At 71.8% G+C, this 17,643-nt stretch carries 14 protein-coding genes and 4 tRNA genes; 12 read left to right on the top strand and 6 right to left on the bottom strand.

The annotated features are described in order from the left end of the window. Positions 1 to 12: 12 nt before the first annotated feature. Together ACFHWE_RS03070 and ACFHWE_RS03065 are read right to left on the bottom strand one after the other, a co-directional pair. Positions 13 to 1,317: an MFS transporter gene (locus ACFHWE_RS03070; RefSeq protein ID WP_416599002.1), complete on the bottom strand. Its 1,305-nt coding sequence runs from the start codon at positions 1,315 to 1,317 to the stop codon at positions 13 to 15. Positions 1,318 to 1,499: 182 nt separating this feature from the next. Beyond that, positions 1,500 to 1,850, bottom strand: a complete 351-nt coding sequence (locus tag ACFHWE_RS03065; RefSeq protein WP_416599000.1) for a metallopeptidase family protein — start codon at positions 1,848 to 1,850, stop codon at positions 1,500 to 1,502. Between the two features lie 94 nt (positions 1,851 to 1,944). Between ACFHWE_RS03065 and ACFHWE_RS03060 the strand changes: the two genes are divergently transcribed. The 4 genes from ACFHWE_RS03060 to ACFHWE_RS03045 all read left to right on the top strand — a co-directional run bounded on the left by ACFHWE_RS03060 (position 1,945) and on the right by ACFHWE_RS03045 (position 3,904). Next, complete coding sequence (locus ACFHWE_RS03060) at positions 1,945 to 3,477, top strand: metallophosphoesterase family protein (protein WP_416599115.1); 1,533 nt, start codon at positions 1,945 to 1,947, stop codon at positions 3,475 to 3,477. 90 nt (positions 3,478 to 3,567) lie between these two features. Continuing rightward, a tRNA-Glu gene (locus ACFHWE_RS03055) sits at positions 3,568 to 3,640 on the top strand. Positions 3,641 to 3,729: 89 nt separating this feature from the next. After that, a tRNA-Asp gene (locus ACFHWE_RS03050) sits at positions 3,730 to 3,804 on the top strand. 26 nt (positions 3,805 to 3,830) lie between these two features. Further along, positions 3,831 to 3,904 (top strand) — tRNA-Phe (locus ACFHWE_RS03045). A gap of 179 nt (positions 3,905 to 4,083) precedes the next feature. Here the strand turns inward: ACFHWE_RS03045 and ACFHWE_RS03040 are convergent. Together ACFHWE_RS03040 and ACFHWE_RS03035 are read right to left on the bottom strand one after the other, a co-directional pair. Continuing rightward, a complete protein-coding gene (locus ACFHWE_RS03040; protein ID WP_416598999.1) occupies positions 4,084 to 5,502 on the bottom strand; it encodes a DEAD/DEAH box helicase in 1,419 nt (472 codons plus the stop codon). Between the two features lie 235 nt (positions 5,503 to 5,737). Continuing rightward, on the bottom strand, positions 5,738 to 5,941 hold the full coding sequence (locus ACFHWE_RS03035) for a cold-shock protein (RefSeq protein ID WP_416598998.1): 204 nt from the start codon (positions 5,939 to 5,941) through the stop codon (positions 5,738 to 5,740). 259 nt (positions 5,942 to 6,200) lie between these two features. Between ACFHWE_RS03035 and ACFHWE_RS03030 the strand changes: the two genes are divergently transcribed. After that, positions 6,201 to 6,974, top strand: a complete 774-nt coding sequence (locus tag ACFHWE_RS03030; protein WP_416598997.1) for an alpha/beta fold hydrolase — start codon at positions 6,201 to 6,203, stop codon at positions 6,972 to 6,974. Between the two features lie 9 nt (positions 6,975 to 6,983). Here ACFHWE_RS03030 and ACFHWE_RS03025 read toward each other — a convergent pair whose 3' ends face one another. Continuing rightward, positions 6,984 to 7,388: an RNA-binding S4 domain-containing protein gene (locus ACFHWE_RS03025; RefSeq protein WP_416598996.1), complete on the bottom strand. Its 405-nt coding sequence runs from the start codon at positions 7,386 to 7,388 to the stop codon at positions 6,984 to 6,986. Between the two features lie 98 nt (positions 7,389 to 7,486). On the opposite strand from ACFHWE_RS03025, the gene ACFHWE_RS03020 reads away from it, so the two are divergent. Both ACFHWE_RS03020 and ACFHWE_RS03015 read left to right on the top strand, forming a co-directional pair. Next, positions 7,487 to 7,561 (top strand) — tRNA-Asp (locus ACFHWE_RS03020). Positions 7,562 to 7,677: 116 nt separating this feature from the next. Beyond that, positions 7,678 to 8,406, top strand: coding sequence for an rRNA methyltransferase (locus ACFHWE_RS03015; protein ID WP_416599114.1), 729 nt, complete (start codon positions 7,678 to 7,680; stop codon positions 8,404 to 8,406). Between the two features lie 19 nt (positions 8,407 to 8,425). On the opposite strand, the gene ACFHWE_RS03010 is transcribed toward ACFHWE_RS03015, so the two are convergent. Next, positions 8,426 to 9,613 carry an MFS transporter gene (locus tag ACFHWE_RS03010; protein WP_416598995.1) on the bottom strand — a complete coding sequence of 396 codons (1,188 nt, stop codon included), beginning with the start codon at positions 9,611 to 9,613 and terminating at the stop codon, positions 8,426 to 8,428. A 158-nt stretch (positions 9,614 to 9,771) separates the two neighbouring features. Here ACFHWE_RS03010 and ACFHWE_RS03005 point away from each other — a divergent pair, with 158 nt between their 5' ends. The 5 genes from ACFHWE_RS03005 to ACFHWE_RS02985 all read left to right on the top strand — a co-directional run bounded on the left by ACFHWE_RS03005 (position 9,772) and on the right by ACFHWE_RS02985 (position 17,606). After that, positions 9,772 to 13,455 carry a nitrate reductase subunit alpha gene (locus ACFHWE_RS03005; protein ID WP_416598994.1) on the top strand — a complete coding sequence of 1,228 codons (3,684 nt, stop codon included), beginning with the start codon at positions 9,772 to 9,774 and terminating at the stop codon, positions 13,453 to 13,455. After that, positions 13,455 to 15,200 (top strand): nitrate reductase subunit beta, encoded by a 1,746-nt coding sequence (gene narH, locus ACFHWE_RS03000; protein ID WP_416598993.1) that lies wholly within the window; start codon positions 13,455 to 13,457, stop codon positions 15,198 to 15,200. The genes ACFHWE_RS03005 and narH overlap by 1 nt, the downstream gene beginning before the upstream one ends. Further along, a complete protein-coding gene (narJ, locus tag ACFHWE_RS02995) occupies positions 15,197 to 15,856 on the top strand; it encodes a nitrate reductase molybdenum cofactor assembly chaperone (RefSeq protein WP_416598992.1) in 660 nt (219 codons plus the stop codon). The genes narH and narJ overlap by 4 nt, the downstream gene beginning before the upstream one ends. After that, a complete protein-coding gene (gene narI, locus ACFHWE_RS02990; RefSeq protein ID WP_416598991.1) occupies positions 15,853 to 16,596 on the top strand; it encodes a respiratory nitrate reductase subunit gamma in 744 nt (247 codons plus the stop codon). The genes narJ and narI overlap by 4 nt, the downstream gene beginning before the upstream one ends. Before the next feature lie 71 nt (positions 16,597 to 16,667). Further along, positions 16,668 to 17,606, top strand: a complete 939-nt coding sequence (locus ACFHWE_RS02985) for a DUF5996 family protein (protein ID WP_416598990.1) — start codon at positions 16,668 to 16,670, stop codon at positions 17,604 to 17,606. Positions 17,607 to 17,643 lie beyond the last annotated feature (37 nt).

Raw genomic sequence — 17,643 nt, 5'->3', positions numbered from 1 at the left:
GCCGCCGTGCGGTCAGGCGTTCTGCTCGGTCCGCTCCATCCGCTCGATGGTGGGACCGGCCTCCCGTGACCACGGGACGGCCAGGAACAGGGCCGAGCACACCCCCAGCGCGCCCGCCGCCGTCACCACGGTGCCGGTTCCGGTGAACTCGGCGCAGAATCCGGCGACGAGGATGCCCAGGCCCTGCACGACCTGGAGCCCGGCGGCGACCAGGCCGAAGGCCAGCCCCCGGCCCTTCTCCGGCACACACAGGACGAACGCGGCGTTGGCCACGAACTGGTAGGAGCCCGCCATACCTACCAGGGCCAGCGCGGCGACCATCAGCCACAGCGGCGGGTCGGCCAGCCACAGCAGCAGCGGCACCGAGGTGAGCACCGCCAGGGGGCCCAGCAGCCGTATCCGGGTGGGGGGAGGCACCAGACGGGTGAGGACGAAACCACCGATCAGCGCCCCCACCGGCGAACCCGCCATGATGAGCCCCGCCGCGGCCGGCCCGGCGCCCGCCTCGTCCGCGATCGGGTTGGCGAGCCCGTAGGGGATGGAGTACAGGCCCGCGAGCCACGCGAGCAGCGCCAGTGTCCGCAGCCGGGTGTCGCCGAAGACTAGGGCGGCCCCGTCGCGGGTCATCGCCAGGAAACCGGGCCGGCTCTCCTCCGCGGCGCGCGGCGCGGCCCGCCGGGCGACCCCCAGAAGGAGGATCACGGCGGACAGGGCGAAGACCGCGCTGGTGGCGGCCACGGCCAGTCGCGGATCCACGTGTTCGACGGCCAGACCGCCCACCACCAAGCCGAACAGCATCCCGACCTGAGAGGTGAGCTGGGTGATGGCCGTGCCGGCCACGTACCGCTCGCCCTGGACGATCTCCGTCAGCAGGGCCGCACGCGCCGCGGCGAAGGGGATCGACGGCAGCACGGAGCAGAACAGCAGGACCCACACCGCCCAGACGGGTACGCCCGGAACGGCGATGAGGACCACGACGAGCGCCCGGGCCAGGTCGCACGCCACCATGACCCGGCGCCGGGGTAGGACGTCGGCCAGACCGGACAGGAGGGGCCCGGCGACGAACGGGGCGAGGAACGTCACGGCCAGGGTCGCGCCCGCGGCGAAGGCGGAGTCGGTGGCCTGGTAGACGAGGACGCTCGTGGTGATGTTCAGCAGGTTGGAGCCGATCATCGAGAGGGCGTGGGCGAGCCAGACGGTGCGGAACTCGCCGATCCCCATGACTTCCCGGTAGCTGCTCCGCCAGGACGGTTTCGGGGCGCTGGGGCGCTCGTGCCCCCGGCCTTCGGGTGTTCTGTCGAGGCTCGGATTCGGCACCCGGCACTCCCTTGCCTTTACAGGGTTCATTTCACGCTCAGTCGTGTCCCGATAACCAACAGTCCCTGATTGGTGGCGTGCGCGCAAGCGGATAAGGCGATTTCGTGCCTGATTCGTTGCTCTCGGTTATGGCGGTGTTCAGAGGAGGAAACACCGCATTACCAGGACGGATCCGTGCGTGCTCATGCCCAGCCGAGCTCGGCGAGCCGAGCGTCGTCGATCCCGAAGTGGTGCGCGATCTCGTGGATGACGGTCACCCGCACCTCCTCCACCACCTGTTCAGGGGTCTCGCACAGGGCGCAGATGTCGTGCCGGTAGATGAGGATCCGGTCCGGCAGCACCCCGAAATAGGAGTCTCCCCGCTCCGTCAGCGGAATGCCCTCGTACAGGCCCAAGAGCCCGTCAGGCGACTCGTCCTCGACGGTGATCACCACGTTGTCCATGAGGCGTGCCAGGCCGGGCGGGATCTCGTCCAGGGCGTCGGCGACGAGTTCCTCGAAGTGTGCGCGCGTCAGTTCCACCACACCATCCATTGTGCTCCCACGGCGCGGCCGGAGGCGGAGAAGGGGGCCGAAGGGGAGGAGACGGTTGGGGAGTGGTCCCAAGGCCCTGCATGATGGTGGTGTGCTGTCTTGGGAAGCGATCCGTGCGTACGACTTTCGCCGCGCCTTCGAACGTGTGACCTCCGGGCGTCTGTGGCGCTGGGGATGCGTCGTCGTCGCCGGGCTCGTCGGCGGGTGGCTGGGGCTCGCCTTGGGCGGCCAGGTCGTCAGCCCGATCGGTCCGGCCGACGTCACGTTCAGCCTGACCCCGCAGTGGCATGGTGAGACGGTCGTCGATGTCGCCCCCCTCGGCCAGCTCGCCTTCGACACCCACCGGGCGCCGCTGAGGCTGGAGGCGACGATCTCCGACATCCGGCTCGCCGCGGCCGAGGAGATGTTCACCGACCCCGAGTCCATCGGCCGGATGGCCGCGGGTATCGGTCAGGACCTGCGCCAGGGCATCACCGACCTGGTGGTCCGCGCCCTGGCCGCCGGTGCCCTGGGCGCGCTGCTCCTGGGGCTGCTGCTGTTCCGGAACCTGTGGCGGGCGCTGGCCGGGTCGGCCATCGCGGTCCTCGTCCTCGCCGGGGCGGGGGCCGGTGCGGCGGCCACCTTCAATCCGAGTGCCATCGTCGAACCCCGGTACACGGGACTGATCGCGGGCGCGCCACAGGTGGTCGGCAGCGCCGAGGCCGTCGTCGACCAGTTCTCCCAGTACCAGGAGCAGCTCGCCGGCCTGGTGAGCAACGTGTCCCGGCTCTACGAGGCCACCTCCACCCTGCCCGTTTACGAGGAGGACGAGGCGGTGGTCCGTGTGCTGCACGTGTCCGACATCCACCTCAACCCGGCGTCGTGGAGCATCATCGGCACCCTCCAGCGGCAGTACGGGGTGGACGTGATCGTGGACTCGGGAGACCTGACCGACCGGGGGAGCGCCGCCGAGGACGCCTTCGCGGCCGAGATCGCCGACCTGGAGGTGCCCTACGTGTGGGTGCGCGGCCAGCACGACTCGACGGGCACCCAGCGCGCCGTCGAGTCCCAGCCCAACGCCGTGGTGCTGGACGGCGACGTCCGCGAGGTGGCCGGACTGACCTTCTACGGGGCGGGCGACCCCCGGTTCACGCCCGACGCCACGAGGATCAACCTGACCGTTCGTGAGGTCGCGGAGCTGGGTGAGGAGCAGGCGGAGGAGGTCGCCGGCGGGCGCGAGGAGGTGGACGTCGCCGTGCTGCACACGCGCGCGCAGGCGGAGGCCTTCGACGGCGTGGTGCCCCTGGTACTGACCGGCGACGAGCACCGGCGCTCCACGATCCTGGGCGACCTGGGCACCAGGTTCCTGGTGCAGGGGTCGACGGGCGGCGCGGGTCTGAGTGGCCTTGATCACGGTTCCGGCCGACCGGTGCCCTACCAGGCGTCGGTGCTGTACCTGGACGCCGAGACGGGGCGCCTCCAGGCACGCGACGACATCGATCTCGGTGGGGTCGGCCTGACGTCGGCACAGGTGGAGCGGCACATCGAACCCGACCCCGACCGCCTGGTGGGCGAACGGCCCACGGCGCCGGAATCGGGGAGCCCGTCCGCGACGCCCTCCGTTGCGGAGAGCCCGACCGGAGGCTGACGTTTCCGCAGGTGGTCATGTGTCCGGCGGGACCGGGCAAACCGCTTTGGCGTTGGTGGGAATCTCCCCTATGCTTGACCTGTCACACGGGCCCCCATCGTCTAGCGGCCTAGGACGCCGCCCTTTCAAGGCGGTAGCGCGGGTTCGAATCCCGTTGGGGGTACGACATGGTCTGAGCACTGCCGGGCATCTGGCAGAATGATGACCACGCCAAAGCGCCGGGGCGGTCAACCGGGGCGACAACTTCATCCAGGTCCTGTGGAGCAGTTAGGAGTGCTCGCCACCCTGTCAAGGTGGAGGCCGCGGGTTCAAATCCCGTCAGGACCGCAGGTGCGCCGTGGACCGGCGTGCGCGGCTAGGTAGCTCAGTTGGTACGAGCGTCCGCCTGAAAAGCGGAAGGTCGGCGGTTCGACCCCGCCCCTAGCCACTCCCACAAGACATGCGAAAACGCCCCGTGACCTGCGTGAACAGGCCACGGGGCGTTTTGGTGCGTCGGACGCCCTGCCGTCGAGGTTCGCCCCAGGGAGAACCCGGGGCCCGAGGTTCGCCTCAAGACGAACCTCGGGCCCCGGGCGTTCGTGTCGTACCGATCGCGGGTACCCCGGGTCAGTGGCGGCGTCGGCGCGGGGTGCCGCCGCGGCGGGGGCGCTGCTGCCGGGAGGCCTGGGCGGGTGCCCGCACCGGGAGGCTGACCGGCACCCCCGAGGGCTCGCGCGCTCCGGTCACCCGGGTGAGTTCGGGGTCCTCCACGTCCGTCCGGGCGGTGTGCGCGTCGATCCGGGCCCGGCTCATCAGCCGGGTCATGTCGCGCCGCTGGCTCGGCAGGACGAGGGTGACCACGCTGCCCGACTCCCCGGCGCGGGCGGTGCGCCCGCCCCGGTGCAGGTAGTCCTTGTGGTCGATGGGCGGGTCGATGTTGACCACCAGGTCCAGGCCGTCCACGTGGATGCCGCGGGCCGCCACGTTGGTGGCGATCAGGGCGGTGACGTCGCCCCTCTTGAACTGGTCGAGGGTGCGGGTGCGCTGCGGCTGGCTCCGGCCGCCGTGCAGGGGCGCGGCGAGGACGCCGTTGGCCAGCAGGTGGGCGGCCATCCGGTCCACGGCGCGCTTGGTGTCCAGGAACATGATGACCCGGCCTTCGCGGGCCGCGATCCGGGTCGCGACGTCTTGCTTGTCGGCGGCCGACACGTGCATGACGTGGTGCTCCATGGTGGAGACGGCGCCCTCGGAGAGGTCGACCGAGTGGACCACGGGGTCGTTGAGGAAGCGGCGGACCAGGGTGTCGACGTTGCGGTCCAGGGTGGCGGAGAACAGCATGCGCCTGCCGTCGGCGGGAACCTGCTGGAGGATGGCGGTGACCTGCGGCATGAAACCCATGTCGGTCATCTGGTCGGCCTCGTCCAGGACCGCGGACTCCACCCGGTCCAGGACGCAGTCGCCGCGTTCCATCAGGTCGCGCAGGCGTCCCGGGGTGGCGACGACCAGTTGGGCGCCCTGGTGCAGGGCCCGCGACTGGCGGCGGATGGGCATCCCGCCCACGACGGTCGCCGTGCGCACCCCCACCGAACGGGCGTAGGGCTCCAGGGATTCGGCGACCTGCTGGGCCAGTTCACGGGTGGGTGCGAGCACCACGGCCAGGGGGCGCCGGGACTCGGCGGTGCGTCCCTCCAGCCGGGCGAGCAGGGCCAGGCCGAAGGCCAGGGTCTTGCCCGAACCGGTCCGGCTGCGGCCCAGCACGTCGCGTCCGGCCAGGGAGTTGGGCAGGGTGGCGGCCTGGATCGCGGAGGGGGTGGTCAGTCCCTGCCGGGCCAGGGTCCGCTTCAAGGGCGCGGGCATGTCCAGCGCGTCGAAGGAGTCCACGGGCGGGAGCGCCGGGGTGATGGTGACCGGGAGGGCGAACTCACCGGAGGGGCCGCCGTTCCCGGGGCGCCTGTCGGTGCGGGGCCGGCTGCTCTGGGGCCGCTGTCGGCCGTGTCCGCGGTTGGGGCGGCCACGGTTGGTACGGGTGTGTTGGGGATAACTCAATGTCGGGCCTTTCGCTGACGGCGTTCGCCGGGCGAGGCCTTTTGGCCGCACAGGGGGGAACCGGGGTACGCCGGAGGAGCATGGTGGATGTCCGCGCTCGTCCGGACGGTTCCGGGGCGCGGTGGAGCCGGTGCCGGTCGAGAGAACGACGGCTGGAAACCCGGCGGATGTGAAGAGAAGCGGTGGGCCCGGCGCACGAAGGGCGGGCACCACCGCGTCGGGAGCGTCGGCTCCCCTAGATCATGGTGATGTTCTCGGCCTGGGGGCCCTTGGCCCCGGCCGTGGCGTCGAACTGCACGGCCTGGCCCTCGGCGAGCTCACGGTATCCGTTGGCCTGGATGTTCGAGTAGTGGGCGAAGACGTCCGGGCCGCCGCCGTCCTGCTCGATGAAGCCGAAGCCCTTTTCGCTGTTGAACCACTTGACCGTACCGGTCGCCATAGACATACCCCTCGTTCGAAGAATGAAGAAAACCGCGGATGACGATTTCCCCGTCACCGCAGTAATCTCCCGAAGAGGTGGTCCTCGCCGGTTGGTCACGACTGCAACTCCTCCGAACTTAGCACACCGGGGTCCTGTCGTGGTGGACCGGCGGTGTCGCGAGGATCTCCAGGAGGTCGGCGCCGATGCCCGAGGGGCTGTTTCGCTCCGATCCCCCGGCGGTCTGCCCCGACCGCCGACACGAGTAGGATTCGGCCCTGTGAGCCACGCGACCGCCGCGGACGGCACCCGGATCCGGTACGACTCCCTCGGGAAGGGTGAGCCCCTGTTGCTCGTGCACGGGCAGTCCCTCGACCGCACCATGTGGGACGGGGTCGCCGAGGAGCTGGCCGACCGCTACCGGGTGGTCCGGGTGGACCTGCGGGGGACGGGCGAGAGCGACGCCCCGGTCGAGGCCCCCTACAGCACGGGTCTTCTGGCGGGCGACGTCCTCGCCGTCCTGGATCACGCGGGCCTCGGTCGCGCGCACGTCTACGGGTTCTCCATGGGCGGCAGGGTCGCCCAGGTCCTCGCCGCGACGGCCCCCGAACGGGTCGGCGCCCTCGTCCTGGGGGCCACCGCGCCGGGCGGCGCGCGCGAGGCCGAGCGTCCGGCCGAGGCCGCGCGGGCGCTGCGCCAGGGCGCCGGGAGCGGGTTCACCGGTCTGCTCTACACGCCCGGCTGGGCGGCCGAGCACCCCGAGGCCGTGGCCGTGATGGTGCCGCGAAACCCGCCCCGCGCGCGGCGCAGGCACTACGAGGCCAGCCTCGCCCACGACGCGTGGGACCTGCTGCCCCGTATCCAGGCCCCGACGCTCGTCCTGCACGGCGGGGACGACCCGCTCACCCCGGTGGTCAACGCGCGCCTGCTGGCGGACCGCATCCCCGGGGCGCGCCTGCGGGTGTTCCCGGGCGCGCGCCACGGCTACCTCCACGAGGCCCGGGCCGAGGCCACCGGTGCGGTCCTGGCGTTCCTGGCCGGGCACCGGGTCTGAGCGTCCCGCTCAGAGCGCCGGGGGTCCCTCCGAGCGGAGCCGGTCCAGTTGTCGTCGGTCGCGCTTGGTGGGGCGCCCCGCGCCCCGGTCGCGCCGGATGAGGGGGCCCGCTTGCGGCGGGGGTGCCGGGGTGCGGTCGACGTAGCAGCGCACGGCGATGGGCGCGCCGACCCTCTTGACGATGACGTGGCTCACGTCGACGAGCCTGGTGGTGCCGTGCAGTCGGACGCGCACCTGGTCGCCGGGCCTGACGGTGGTGGCGGCCTTGGCCGGGCGTCCGTTCACGCGCACGTGGCCGCCGCGGCACGCCTGGGCCGCGTCCGAACGGGTCTTGGTGAGGCGCACGGCCCACAGCCAGCGGTCGATCCGGGTGGAATCGGGGCCGGAGGGCAGGGGCGCCGACGACTCGCTCACGCCGTGTTCCTCTCACTGTTCTTCGGACTCCTCCGCCACTCTATGGGGCGACCGTACGAAGCACTCCGGAAGTCGCGCTAGAGTTGTTCACGAAGCGAGGTCCTGTGGAGCAGTTAGGAGTGCTCGCCACCCTGTCAAGGTGGAGGCCGCGGGTTCAAATCCCGTCAGGACCGCGGAGGGAGCCCGGCACCGCGAGGTGCCGGGCTCCTGTCGTTGTGGGTGGAATTCCTCGGATGGGGAAGGTCATCGCCGGAGGAGACGGCACCGGGTGCGGGAGGATGACGGCACGTTGGGCTATCGGTACGCCACCGAGCGGGCGGACCACTCGGCGCTGGCGAGCGGGCAGGTGCTCCGCTCCGCGCCGGGTTTCCCCGGGTTTCCGGTGCGGCTGGCCAGCGAACTCCTCCAGCGGGCGCTGGCCCACGTCTACGAGGCGCCCGTGCGTCTGTGGGACCCCTGCTGCGGCAGCGGCTACCTGGCCACCGTGCTGGGGCTGCTCCACCGCGACGCGCTCTCCCACGTGCGGGTGTCGGACGTGGACGCCGACGCGGTGGACCTGGCCAGGCGCAACCTCGCTCTGCTGACCGCTTCGGGCCTAGCCGAGCGGGAGGCCGAACTGCGCCGGTCGGCGCGCGACTTCGGCCGGGTGGAGTTCGTCGAGCGGGCCGAGGTGGCGGCCGGTATCGCCGCCGGTCTGGCCGCGTCCGGGGGCGACCTGCCGCACGAGTCCGCGGTGGCCGACGTGTTCTCGCTGCGTGAGCCGGTGGACTCCGATCTGGTCGTCACCGACGTGCCCTACGGCGAGCTGACCCGGTGGTCCGGCGGAGTGCCCGAGGAGGACCCGGTGGGCGGCCTGCTCGCCTCGCTCGGCCGGGTCCTGCCCGGCCACGCCGTGGTGGTGGTGACGGCCCGCACGCGCCGGGTCGACCTGCCCGAGGGGGTGCGCGCGCTGGAGCGGGTCAAGGTGGGCAACCGGTCGGCCGCACTGGTCCGGGCCCGGGACGTCAAGCCGGGCTGATCCCCTCGGGGCTGGGCGGTCAGCTTCGGAAGGCGCGCACGGAGTACAGGCCCACCGCCAGGGCGACGAGCGCCAGCAGTACGAACCCGAGCGTGTAGGCGCCGGTGGCCTGGTAGACCACACCCATGAGCAGGGGCGGGAAGTAGCCGCCGAGGCCGCCCGCCGCGCCGACCAGGCCGGTCACGGTCCCCACCCGGGACGGTTCCACCAGCTTGGCCACGAGTGCGAACACGCCGCCGGTGCCCAGGCCCAGGGAGATCGCGATGAGCACGAACGCGGCGCCCGCGGGGAACTCCGCGGGCGGATGCAGGGCCAGTACCACGGCGAACGCGCACGTGCCGAAGAACGACACCAGGCACACCTTCACCGGCCCGATTCGGTCGGAGAGGATGCCGCCGACCGGGCGTGCGATGACGGCGGCGACCGCGAAACCGGCGGTGCGCAGCCCCGCTTCGGTCTGCGCGAACTCGTAGGACGTGGTCAGCAGGGTCGGCAGGTAGGTGGAGAAGGCCACGAAGCCGCCGAAGGCGACCGCGTACAGCAGCGACATCTGCCAGGTGCTCTTCATCTTCAGCGCCTCCGCCATGCGCGGCAGCGCGGGCTCGGTCCGGGGCCGCCACTCCGGCGGGTTCCGGCTGAACAGCCACATCACCGCGCCCATGGCCGCCAGGGTCGCGCACATTAGCAGGTGCGTGGTGAGCACACCCAGCCCTTCCGCCAGCCTGGGGGTCAGGAACGCCGACAGCGCGGTTCCGCCCATGCCCGCACCGAACACACCCGTGGCGAACCCGCGCCGCTCGGGCGGGTACCAGGCGTTGGCGAACGGGATGCCGACGGCGAACGAGGTGCCCGCGATGCCCAGCAGGAACCCCCAGAACAGCAGCATCCCGTAGGAGTCCTGGGAGAGGCCGACGAACAGCGTCGGGACGATGCTGATGAAGCACAGGACGGTGAACATCAGCCGTCCGCCGTAGCGGTCGGTCAGCACACCCACGGGTATCCGGCCCAGGGAGCCGACCAGCACCGGGACGGCCACCAGGAGCGAGGTCCGCGCCGGGCCCAGGCCGAGGTGCTCGGAGTAGGTCCGCGACAGCGGGCCGATGAGGTTCCACGCCCAGAACGTCAGGGCGAACGCCGCTGTGGCCAGGACGAGGTTGGCACCCGCCGTTCCGGAGCGGGGCGGCCGCTGCCGTGTCACTGTTTCCACAGGTGTCTCCCCTCAAGGCGGTTTCGGGGTGATTGTCGCCCGGGGCGGAGTGGGATACGTGACATCCGTGCCGGTTCAGGCATATTCATTAACGGAATGTGGTGGGAGTTGGACCTTGGCGCGTCCGGGCCGATCCATGTAACGGTGAACGGGGTGCAATGGTGGCGCAAAAAAGGGGCGGAGGTGCGGGTGACGCGCTTTTGCGCATGGGCTCGTACCTGACGCGCTCCGAACCCCTCGACGGAACCCGGGCACAGGTCAGACAGGGTGGAAGGGAGGGGGACGTCTTCTACCGGGACCGCTGGAGCCACGATCGCGTGGTCCGTTCCACGCATGGAGTCAATTGCACCGGGTCGTGTTCCTGGAATGTCTATGTCAAAGACGGGATCATCACCTGGGAGACACAGGCGACCGATTATCCGTCCGTGGGCCCGGACCGTCCGGAGTACGAACCGCGCGGCTGTCCGCGCGGCGCCGCGTTCTCCTGGTACACCTATTCCCCGACCCGGGTGCGCTTCCCCTACGCGCGCGGCGTGCTGGTCGAGATGTACCGCGAGGCCCGGGATCGGCTGGGCGACCCGGTCGCGGCGTGGGCGGAGATCACCGCCGACCCCGAGCGGCGCCGCCGCTACCAGCGAGCCCGCGGCAAGGGTGGCCTGGTGCGCATCACCTGGGACGAGGCCCTGGAGATCGCCGCCGCCGCGCACGTGCACACCATCGGCACCTACGGCCCCGACCGCGTCGCCGGGTTCTCCCCGATCCCCGCCATGTCGATGGTCTCCCACGGTGTGGGCGCCCGCTTCGTCAACCTGATCGGCGGCTCCATGCTGTCGTTCTACGACTGGTACGCCGATCTGCCGGTGGCCTCACCGCAGGTGTTCGGTGACCAGACCGACGTCCCTGAGTCCGGTGACTGGTGGGACGCCGCCTACCTGGTGCTCTGGGGATCCAACGTCCCCGTCACCCGCACCCCCGACGCCCACTGGATGGCCGAGGCCCGCTACCGGGGGCAGAAGGTCGTCGTGGTCTCGCCCGACTACAGCGACGCCACCAAGTTCGCCGACGAGTGGCTCGCCCCCCACCCCGGCACGGACGGTGCCCTGGCGATGGCGATGGGGCACGTCATCCTCAAGGAGCGGTTCGTCGACGCCCCCACCGCCCGCTTCACCGAGTACGCGCGCTCCTACACCGATCTGCCGTTCCTGGTGGCGCTGGAGGAGCGCGACGGCCTGACGGTCCCCGGCAAGTTCCTGACCGCCGCCGACCTGCCCGAGCACACGGCCGCCGCCAACGCCGAGTGGAAGCCGGTGCTGTGGCCGCAGGGGGAGGACGCCCCCGCGGTGCCCAACGGGACCCTCGGCGACCGCTGGGGCGAGGCCGGGATCGGCAGGTGGAACCTGCGACCGGAGGGGCGGGTCCCCGAACTGACCCTGTACGAGCCGGGCGGCGAGACCGCCGAGGTGGCGCTCACCCGCTTCGACGCGCCCTCCGGCGAGGGCAGCGCGGTGACCAGGGGCGTACCGGTCCGCCGCGTGGCGGGCCGCCGCGTCACCACCGTCTTCGACCTCCTCCTCGCCCAGTACGGGGTGGAGCGGCCGGACCTGCCCGGCCGCTGGCCCTCCGGATACGGCGACGCCGACGCCCCCTACACCCCGGCGTGGCAGGAGCGGCTCACCTCCGTGCCCGCTGAGCGGGCCGCGCGCATCGCGCGCGAGTTCGCCGACACCGCCGAGGCCAGCGGCGGCCGGGCCATGATCGTGCTCGGCGCCGGCACCAACCAGTGGTTCCACGGGGAGAACGCCTACCGCGCGTTCCTGTCCCTGCTGCTGCTCACCGGCTGCCAGGGCGTCAACGGCGGCGGCTGGGCGCACTACGTGGGTCAGGAGAAGTGCCGCACCTCCACCGGGTGGGCGGCCTACGCCTCGGCGATGGACTGGTCCCGCCCGCCGCGCTTCATGGCCGGGACCGCCTACTGGTACACCCACACCGACCAGTGGCGCTACGACACCTACCGGGCGGACGCCCTGGCCTCCCCGCTCGGCCCCGGCCGGGTGCGCGGCAAGCACACGGCCGACCTGGTCGCCGCCTCCGCCCGCATGGGATGGATGCCCTCCTACCCCACCTTCGACCGCAACCCCATCGTGCTCGGCCGGGAGGCCGACGAGCGCGGCCAGGACCCCGGGGACTACGTCGCCGACCGGCTCGCCGACGGCACGCTGCGCTTCGCCGCGGAGGACCCCGACGCCCCGGAGAACTGGCCGCGCGTGCTCACCGTGTGGCGTTCCAACCTGCTGGGCTCCTCGGCCAAGGGCAACGAGTACTTCCTCAAGCACCTGCTGGGCACCCGCGCGAACCTGCGCGCCGAACCCGCCGGCCCCGAGCACCGGCCCGGCGAGGTGGACTGGCGGGAGGAGGTCCCCGAGGGCAAACTCGACCTGCTGCTGTCCCTGGACTTCCGGATGACCAGCACCACCCTGCTCTCCGACATCGTGCTGCCCGCCGCCACCTGGTACGAGAAGCACGACCTGTCCAGCACGGACATGCACCCCTTCGTGCACGCCTTCAACCCGGCCATCGACCCGCCGTGGGAGACCCGCTCCGACTTCGAGGCCTTCCACGGCCTGGCCAGGGCGTTCAGCGCCCTGGCCGCCGACCGGCTGGGCGAGGTCACCGACCTGGTCGCCGTGCCCCACGGGCACGACACCCCCGGGGAGATGGCCCAGCCGCGCGGCATCCCCCTCGACTGGAGGGCCGAGGGGGAGCGCCCCGTCCCCGGCCGGAGCATGCCCGCCGTCGTCGCGGTGCGCCGCGACTACTCCGCAGTCGCGCAGAAGATGGCGGCGCTCGGCCCGCTCGCAGAGGGCAGGGGGCTGCCGGTCAAGGGCGTCTCCTTCACCCCCGACGAGGAGGTGGAGTGGCTGCGCCGACGCAACGGCGCCGTGCGCGGCGGTGTCGCCGAGGGAAGGCCGTCCCTGGACACCGATGTCAAGGTGTGCGAGGCGATCCTCGCGCTGTCGGGGACCAGCAACGGCCGCCTGGCCGCGCAGGGGTTCGAGCGCCTGGCCGAGCGGACCGGTACCGACATGGACGAGCTGATCCGCCACGCCGCCGCGCGCCGGGTGGTCTTCGACGACGCCCGCGGCGGGCCCACCCCCGTGGGCACCAGCCCGGAGTGGTCGGGCAAGGAGGCCGTGGACCGCCGTTACTCGCCCTTCACCATCAACCTGGAGCACGACAAGCCCTGGCACACCCTCACCGGGCGCCAGCACTTCTACCTCGACCACGACTGGATGCACGAGTTCGGGGAGGCCTTGCCCGTGTACCGGCCGCCGCTCGACATCCACCGCCTGTTCGGCGAGCCGCAGCTCGGCCCGCACGGGGAGCGCGAGGTCGTCGTGCGCTATCTGACACCGCACTCCAAGTGGTCGATCCACTCCGAATACCAGGACAATCTGCTGCTCCAGACCCTCTCCCGGGGCGGCCCCACCCTCTGGATGGGCGTCGCCGACGCCGAGGCCATCGGCGCCCGCGACAACGACTGGGTGGAGGCGGTCAACCGCAACGGTGTGGTCGCCGCCCGGCTGGTGGTCTCCCACCGCATGCCCACCGGGACGGTGTACATGCACCACGTGCAGGAGCGCGTCATCGACGTGCCCCTCACCGAGACCACCGGCACCCGGGGCGGCATCCACAACTCGCTCACCCGCCTGCTCGTCAAACCCACCCACCTCATCGGCGGGTACGCGCAGTTCAGCTACGCCTTCAACTACCTCGGACCGACCGGGAACCAGCGTGACGAGGTCACGGTCGTGCGCAAGCGGACGACGGAGGTGCGCTACTGATGGGCGACGGCGATGCGAGGCGGCCGATCGGACGGGTCATGGCACAGGTGGCCATGGTGATGAACCTGGACAAGTGCATCGGCTGCCACACGTGTTCGGTCACCTGCAAGCAGGCCTGGACCAACCGCAGCGGGGTCGAGTACGCCTGGTTCAACAACGTGGAGACCCGGCCGGGCCAGGGGTACCCGCGCACCTACCAGGACCAGGACAAGTGGAAGGGCGGCTGGGTACGCAAGCCGGGCGGACGCCTGGTGCCGCGCGCGGGCGGGCGGCTCAAACGGCTCGCCACGATCTTCGCCAACCCGGTGATGCCCTCCATCCAGGACTACTACGAGCCCTGGACCTACGACTACGAGACCCTGTTCAACGCCCCGCTGGGCGACGACTTCCCGGTGGCCACGCCCAGGTCGGTGCTCACCGGCGAACCCATGGCGGTCACCTGGAGCGCGAACTGGGACGACGACCTGGGTGGCGGTCCGGAACTGGCCCGCCACGACCCGATCGTGCGGCGCCTGGGGGAGAAGGTGCGCTTCTCCTTCGAGGAGACCTTCATGTTCTACCTGCCGCGGATCTGCGAGCACTGCCTGAACCCGTCGTGCGTGGCCGCCTGCCCCAGCGGCGCCCTGTACAAGCGGGCCGAGGACGGCGTCGTCCTCGTCGACCAGGACCGCTGCCGGGGCTGGCGCACGTGCGTCACCGGCTGTCCGTACAAGAAGATCTACTTCAACCACAAGACCGGCAAGGCCGAGAAGTGCACGTTCTGCTATCCGCGCGTGGAGGTGGGCATGCCCACCATCTGCTCGGAGACGTGCGTGGGCCGACTGCGGTACCTGGGCGTGGTCCTCTACGACGCCGACCGGGTCGCCGAGGCCGCGTCGGTGGAGGACGACACCGAACTGTACGAGGCGCAGCTCGACGTCCTCCTCGACCCGAACGACCCGGCCGTGCGCGACAAGGCGCGGCGGGACGGAATCCCCGGGCGCTGGGTCGACTCCGCGGCGCGCTCCCCGGTCCTGGCCCTGGCCAAGCGCTTCCGGGTGGCCCTGCCGCTGCACCCGGAGTACCGGACGATGCCGATGGTCTGGTACGTGCTGCCGCTGTCCCCGGTGGTCGACTCGCTGACCTCGACCGGGCACGACGGCGAGGAGGCGGGCAACCTCTTCGGCGCGATCGACACGCTGCGCATCCCGGTCGAGTACCTGGCGGAGCTGTTCTCGGCGGGCGACCCCGAACCGGTGCGGCGCGTGCTGCGCAGGCTCGCGGCCATGCGCTCCCACATGCGCCGGATCAACCTCGGCCAGGAGCGCGACGCGTCGATCGCCGAGGAGGTGGGGATGAGCGGTGACGAGATCGAGGACATGTACCGGCTTCTGGCCATCGCCAAGTACGACGAGCGCTACGTCGTCCCGACCGCCTTCGGGGTGGACGAGGCCGACGCCGGGGCGATCGACGAGATCGGCTGCTCCCTCGACTTCGAGGGCGGCCCGGGGATGGGGGGCATGGGCGGCGCGCCCCCGTTCGGGGAGGCGTCGGGCCGCCCTGACGCCGCGTCCGTGGAGACCTTCCACGCCCTGCGGGTGCGCCAGTCCAGCGGGGGGCGGGTCGCCCCGGGCGGCCGGGTCAACCTCCTGAACTGGGACGGTAGCGGACGGCCCGAGGGGCTGTTCCCGCCGCGCCGGTCCGGACCGGGGGAGTCCCCCGGCGATGGGCCGGTGCCCCCGCAGCGGGGGGAGGGGGAGACGTGAGGGGCCGTGACGAGGCGGTGGTCCGGCAGGCGGCGTCCCTGCTGCTCGGATACCCCGATCAGGTATGGCGCGGGCGTCTGCCCGGCATCACGCGTGCGGTGGGCGAGCTGCCCCGGGGCGGGGCCCGCGCCGCGCTGGCGGAGTTCTGCGCCCACGCCGCGGGCGCGGCCGAACGCGAGCTGTGCGAGCACTACGTGGACGTGTTCGACCTGCGCCACCGGCGCTCCCTGCACATGACCTACTACTCCGACGGCTCCACGCGGCGGCGCGGGCACGCCCTGGTCGAGATCGGGGGCGTCTACACCGCCGCGGGCTGGAAGCTGACCGCCCGGGAGCTGCCCGACCACCTCGCGGTGGTCCTGGAGTTCACCGCGCGCGGCGACGCCCGTGCGGGCGAGGCGCTGCTCGCGCGCCTGCGCCCCGGGCTGGAGCTGCTGAGGGCGGCCCTGCACGACCACGGGACGCCCTACGCGCGCGTCGTGGACGCCGTCCACCTGACCCTGCCCCCCGGGAGCGGGCGGGACCGCGAGCGTGCCCGGCGCCTGGCCGCCCAGGGGCCGCCCGCCGAGGACGTGGGCCTAGAGCCCTACGGGGCGGGTACACCGCTGCCCCTGACCGATGTGAGCGGACGGAGCGGAGAGGGGGCGCGGCGTTGACCACCCCCGACCTGCTGCTGTGGGGGGTGCTCCCCTACGTCGTCCTCGTCGTCTGCGTCGGCGGGCTGGTCTGGCGGTACCGCTTCGACCGGTTCGGCTGGACCACCCGCTCCTCAGAGCTGTATGAGTCCAGGCTCCTGCGAATCGGCAGCCCGCTGTTCCACTTCGGGCTGCTGCTGGTCATCGTCGGCCACGTGGTGGGCCTGATGGTCCCGGAGGGGTGGACACGCGCGGTCGGCGTGTCCGACCCGGTGTACCACGTGGGTGCCCTGGTGCTGGGGGGCGTGGCCGGCTTCTGCACGCTCGCGGGGATCGCCCTGCTCATCTGGCGGCGACGCACGACCGGACCCGTCTTCAGCGCGACCACCCGCAACGACAAGCTCATGTACGCGGTCCTGGTCCTGGCCCTGGTCACCGGGCTGGGGATGACGGTGTTCTTCGCGGGGCTGGAACTGGCGGGCGGGCACACCCAGGACTACCGGCGCTTCGTCTCGCCCTGGTTCCGGTCGATCTGGATCCTGCGGCCGGACGTGGCAGCCATGGCCGGTGCCGACCCGCTGTACAAGCTCCACGTCCTCGTGGGGTTCGCGCTCTTCGCGCTGCTTCCGTTCACCCGGCTGGTGCACGCCTTCAGCGCCCCGGTCGGTTACCTGTTCCGCCCCTACGTCGTCTACCGCACGCGGGTCCGGTACGCGGCCGCCGGGGGCCAGGCGAAGCGGGCCTCCCGGAGGGGCTGGTGACCGGGCCGGACAGCGCCGCGGCCCTTCGATCACACACGAACCGACACACAGGACCCAGGGGGGCCGCCGCCATGGAACTCTTCCCGCCGCTTCCGCTTGAGGAGTGGAACGAGACCAAGCAGACACTGCACCGGTTCGAACAGATCGTGGGCAAGGTGCGGCTCCAGCACAGCAGCCGCCGCAACCACTGGTGGAACGTGCCCTACCACCTGACCGGTCGCGGGATCACCACCCGCCCGATGGGGATGGCGGACGGGAACCCGGTCTTCACCGTCGACTTCGACTTCGTGAGCCACCTGCTGGTGGCCTCGAACCTGGAGGGCGACCAGGTGTCCTTCCCGCTCCCGGGCAACAGTGTCGCCTCGTTCTACCTGCGGCTCCAGTCGGCCCTGGACAGCCTGGGGGTCGACGGGAGCATCCGGCACGCGCACCCCTTCGACCTGCCCGACTCCGGGCGGCTGTTCGTGGAGGACCACGCGCACGCCGTCTACGTCCCCGAGCACGCCACCCGGTTCTGGCGGATCCTGAGCCAGGTCAACCTGGTGCTGGAGGAGTTCTCGGCCGGGTTCAGCGGCAAGGTCAGCCCGGTGCACCACTTCTGGCACACGTTCGACATCGCGGTCACGCGCTTCTCGCCGCATCCGGTCCCGCAACCCGAGTCGGCCGGTCCGGTGGTCCGGGAGGCCTACTCGCGGGAGGTCGTCAGCTCCGGTTTCTGGTTCGGTGACGACGCCGTCCCCGAACCGTGCTTCTACTCCTACACGGCCCCCGAACCAGAGGGGATCACCGGGCGCGGGCTCGTACCCCCATCGGCGGAGTGGGTGGAGAGCGGCCACGGACACCTCGCGCTGCTGCGCTACGCGCAGGCCCGCAAGGCGCCCGACCCGCGCGCCACGGTCCTGGAGTTCCTGGAGAGCGCCTACCGGGCGGGCGCGGAGCCAGCCGGGTGGGACATCGGGGCGTTGGCCTGCCCCGGAGGGGTCACCGATCCCTATCTCTCCGGACGCTGACCAGGCGGTCGGCGGAACTCTCGTACGGGTCCGGGCC

Source organism: Nocardiopsis sp. LOL_012 (genome assembly GCF_048060475.1).
GTDB lineage: Bacteria > Actinomycetota > Actinomycetes > Streptosporangiales > Streptosporangiaceae > Nocardiopsis.
The sequence above is the reverse complement of the archived record's forward strand: the minus strand, read 5'-3'. Positions and strand labels throughout refer to the sequence as shown.

Excerpts from the sequence above, each read along its gene's own strand:
- ACFHWE_RS03065 (WP_416599000.1), bottom strand. The coding sequence starts at position 1,850 with ATGGATGGTGTGGTGGAACTGACGCGCGCACACTTCGAGGAACTCGTC.
- ACFHWE_RS03035 (WP_416598998.1), bottom strand. The coding sequence starts at position 5,941 with ATGGCGACCGGTACGGTCAAGTGGTTCAACAGCGAAAAGGGCTTCGGC.
- ACFHWE_RS03005 (WP_416598994.1), top strand. The coding sequence starts at position 9,772 with ATGGTGGCGCAAAAAAGGGGCGGAGGTGCGGGTGACGCGCTTTTGCGC.
- narH (WP_416598993.1), top strand. The coding sequence starts at position 13,455 with ATGGGCGACGGCGATGCGAGGCGGCCGATCGGACGGGTCATGGCACAG.
- ACFHWE_RS02985 (WP_416598990.1), top strand. The coding sequence starts at position 16,668 with ATGGAACTCTTCCCGCCGCTTCCGCTTGAGGAGTGGAACGAGACCAAG.